This is a genomic window from Streptomyces sp. UNOC14_S4 (assembly GCF_020740835.1).
Lineage (GTDB): Bacteria > Actinomycetota > Actinomycetes > Streptomycetales > Streptomycetaceae > Streptomyces.
Genome location: NZ_JAINFC010000707.1, coordinates 1 through 2,985, shown reverse-complemented (window position 1 = coordinate 2,985; position 2,985 = coordinate 1). Strand labels below are relative to the sequence as shown.

General features: G+C 68.8%; 3 protein-coding genes and 1 tRNA gene. 3 read left to right on the top strand and 1 reads right to left on the bottom strand.

Translation table 11 applies throughout. From position 1 onward, the window contains the following. The first annotated feature begins 137 nt into the window (after positions 1 to 137). The 3 genes from K6I34_RS34670 to K6I34_RS34660 all read left to right on the top strand — a co-directional run bounded on the left by K6I34_RS34670 (position 138) and on the right by K6I34_RS34660 (position 1,519). Positions 138 to 920 carry a nucleotidyltransferase domain-containing protein gene (locus tag K6I34_RS34670; protein ID WP_229332014.1) on the top strand — a complete coding sequence of 261 codons (783 nt, stop codon included), beginning with the start codon at positions 138 to 140 and terminating at the stop codon, positions 918 to 920. Between the two features lie 82 nt (positions 921 to 1,002). Continuing rightward, complete coding sequence (locus K6I34_RS34665) at positions 1,003 to 1,335, top strand: hypothetical protein (protein ID WP_229332013.1); 333 nt, start codon at positions 1,003 to 1,005, stop codon at positions 1,333 to 1,335. Between the two features lie 111 nt (positions 1,336 to 1,446). Further along, a tRNA-Ala gene (locus K6I34_RS34660) sits at positions 1,447 to 1,519 on the top strand. A 237-nt stretch (positions 1,520 to 1,756) separates the two neighbouring features. Here the strand turns inward: K6I34_RS34660 and K6I34_RS34655 are convergent. Then, entirely contained in the window at positions 1,757 to 2,977 is a 1,221-nt protein-coding gene (locus K6I34_RS34655; RefSeq protein WP_229332015.1) for a transposase, read from the bottom strand. Positions 2,978 to 2,985 lie beyond the last annotated feature (8 nt).

The window sequence follows — 2,985 nt, the reverse complement described above, 5'->3', positions numbered from 1 at the left end:
GTGCGCATCGTGAAGCGATGAGCCCCGTGCACCGGTCCGCCCGACGCCGTCCGAGCCGTTCAGAGCTCCGGCGTCCGCTCGGTGCGCCCGCAGCGTCCGTCATTCGCTTCCCGCTTCGCACGATCGGATCGATCCTCATGACCGACGACATGCCCATCGGCGACATCCCCACCGGCGACGCGTTCCTTGACCGCATCGCCGACCGGCTCGCCGCCCTGCCCGCAGTACGGGCCGTCGCCCTCGGCGGCTCGCGCGCCCGGGGCACCGGGGCCCCGGACAGCGACTGGGATCTCGGCCTGTACTACCGGGGCGCGTTCGACCCGGACGACCTGCGCGCTCTCGGCTGGGACGGGGAGGTCTCCGACATCGGCGGCTGGGGCGGCGGCGTCTTCAACGGAGGAGCCTGGTTCACGGTCGACGGCCGCCGCGTCGACGTCCACTACCGCGACCTCGACGTCGTCGAGCACGAACTGGCCGAGTGCGGGCAGGGCCGCTTCCACTGGGAGCCGCTCATGTTCCACCTCGCGGGTATCCCCAGCTACCTGGTGGTCGCCGAACTCGCCCACAACGAGGTGCTGCGCGGCACCCTGCCCCGCCCCGGGTTCCCGCGGGCACTGCGGGAGACCGCCCCGCCGGTGTGGCGGGACCGCGCGGCCGCCACGCTCCGGTACGCCCGCGCCGCGTACGCCGACCGGGGCCAGGCCACCGAGGTCGCGGGCGCGCTGGCCGCCGCCGCCCTGCAGACGGCCCACGCGGTGCTGGCCGCGCGCGGCGAATGGGCCACCAACGAGAAGCGCCTGCTCCGGCAGGCGGGCCTGCGTGGCATCGACGCGATCGTCACGAGCCTCCGGCCCGAGCCCGAAGCACTGGAGCGAGCCATCGCCGAGACGGAGAGGCTGCTCTTCGGGAACGCCGCCTGAACGACGGAGCCCGGGGGCGGGCGCGCGCCCCCGGGCTCGTCACCGGCCGGTACGGGAGTGCAGGGTGGGCGAGGATGGCGATATGACGACTTGGTTCCGCAGCTACGACGAGGATGAGGACCTGTGGCTGTATTTCGAGGTCGACGACGAGGGCTGGGCAGTCCGTCAGGCCGAAGTGCGGCGCGTGGACGCGCGACCGGTGACGGCAGCCTCCCAGGAGGAGGTGTTGTACCTCCGTGAGCACGCGGAGATCGCGGCGATGGTCCGCTACGAGGAGCAGTACGGCATCCTTTCCGAGCTTCCTCTGGAGGACTGGCAGGACGAACCCGGGGTGGTCGAGGTGTCCCCGGAGGAGTTCGAGCGGCTGTGGGCCGAGGCGAGACGGGTGCTGGGTGACGCACCCAGGTCTGGCTGAGCGCCGCGGGCCCGGGCGGGGTGGGGCCGATTTGGTGAGGACCGGGGGCGGTCATGTAGTGTTTTGTCCGTCGCCGGGGATCACGGCGGAACCGCGGAACCGCGGAATCTCGGGGCTATAGCTCAGTTGGTAGAGCGCCTGCATGGCATGCAGGAGGTCAGGAGTTCAATTCTCCTTAGCTCCACCCGAAAAAACGAGGGCTGCTTCTTACCGGAAGCAGCCCTCGTTCGCTTTTCCTCCTCACCTTCGGCAGGCAGGCCACCCTGACGGCTCGTTGCCGGGCTCGCGGGCGCGCTCGCCTGACACACTGCTCCGGTCGGCATGTCGACGGTACACAGACGAGAGGTGGCCGCATTGAAACCTCCCCTCCCTGAAGGGAGGGGATTCCTCACTCTCCAGGGTTGATGTGGGGATTTCTGGCTCAGGCCGCCTTCGGGGGCAGCGCCCCCGAAGGTCTTATGCCCTCAGCACCAGCCGGGATGAGACCAGCCCGGATCAGCATCACGTATGCGGAGTTCTTGTCTCTGGGCGAGACGGTTCCGCATGCGGTGCAGGTGTAGGTGCGCTCACCCAGCGGCAGTGCATGCTTGGCTCTCGTCATGCAGTGCGCGCAGTCCATCGTGGTGTACGCGGGGTGTACGAGGTGCACGGCGCGGCCGTGCTTGCGGCTCATCTCGATCACGGCCGTCTTGGTGGCGCCGATGGCGGCGTCTGCGGCCTTCTTGGCCAGGGTGGTCCTGGCGAGGAACTTCGGGCGGAAGTCCTCCACCGCCAGGGCATCATGATCACGGACCACGCGCTTGGCCCACTTACGGGCGCTGTCCTGGCGCTGCCGTGCGACTTTCTTGTGCAGCTTGGCGACCTGTCGTTTCGCTGCCTTGTAGCCCTTGGAGCCGGGTTTGCCCTTGGCGGGTTCACGGCGGGACATCATCCGCTGGTACCGGCTGAGCTTCGCGGACGCCTTCTTGCCGTATTCGGCGTGGGGCAGGTCATGCCCGTCGGACGTGGTGGTCGCGGTCTCCCTCACGCCCCAGTCCACACCGATCACACGACCGGTATCCGCAAGAGGCCGCACCTCGGCAGGGACAACGAACGAGGCATACCAGTGCCCGAGACTGTCCTGGTAGACGCGCACGCTCGACGGATCAGCGGGGAGTTCCCGCGACCACACGACCGTCAGGGCGATGCCCCCGGCCAGGTACAGCCTGCCGTCCTTGATACGGAAACCGCGCCGGGTGTAGTTCATGCTCGGCAGCGCTTCGCGTTTCTTCTTCCACTTCGGCATCCCCGCCCGGCGGTGCATGGGCAGACGTTCCTTGATGTCCTTCTGCGCCTTGGCACGGGACTTGCCGAAGTCGCGTATCACCTGCTGCTGCGGAACCGAGGAGCCTTCACGCAGCCACGCCGTACGAGTCCGGACCTCGGTCAGCATCTTGTCAAGCCGAGCCGGACCACAGGTCCACTTCTCACCGGTGGCCTTGTTACGCGCCTGCACAGCCTTGGACTTGGCGACGCACTCATTCCAGATCCAGCGGCACCGGTCCCACTCCGCCGCCAGAGCGGTACCAGCAGTGGACGACACGCGAAGCCGGTAGGTGAAGCGGGCATGCCCCGCCTCCGCAACCGCCCCCACCTGCGCCACCTCAACCC

Coding starts and splice junctions, on each gene's coding strand:
- K6I34_RS34670 (WP_229332014.1), top strand. CDS start 138: ATGACCGACGACATGCCCATCGGCGACATCCCCACCGGCGACGCGTTC.
- K6I34_RS34665 (WP_229332013.1), top strand. CDS start 1,003: ATGACGACTTGGTTCCGCAGCTACGACGAGGATGAGGACCTGTGGCTG.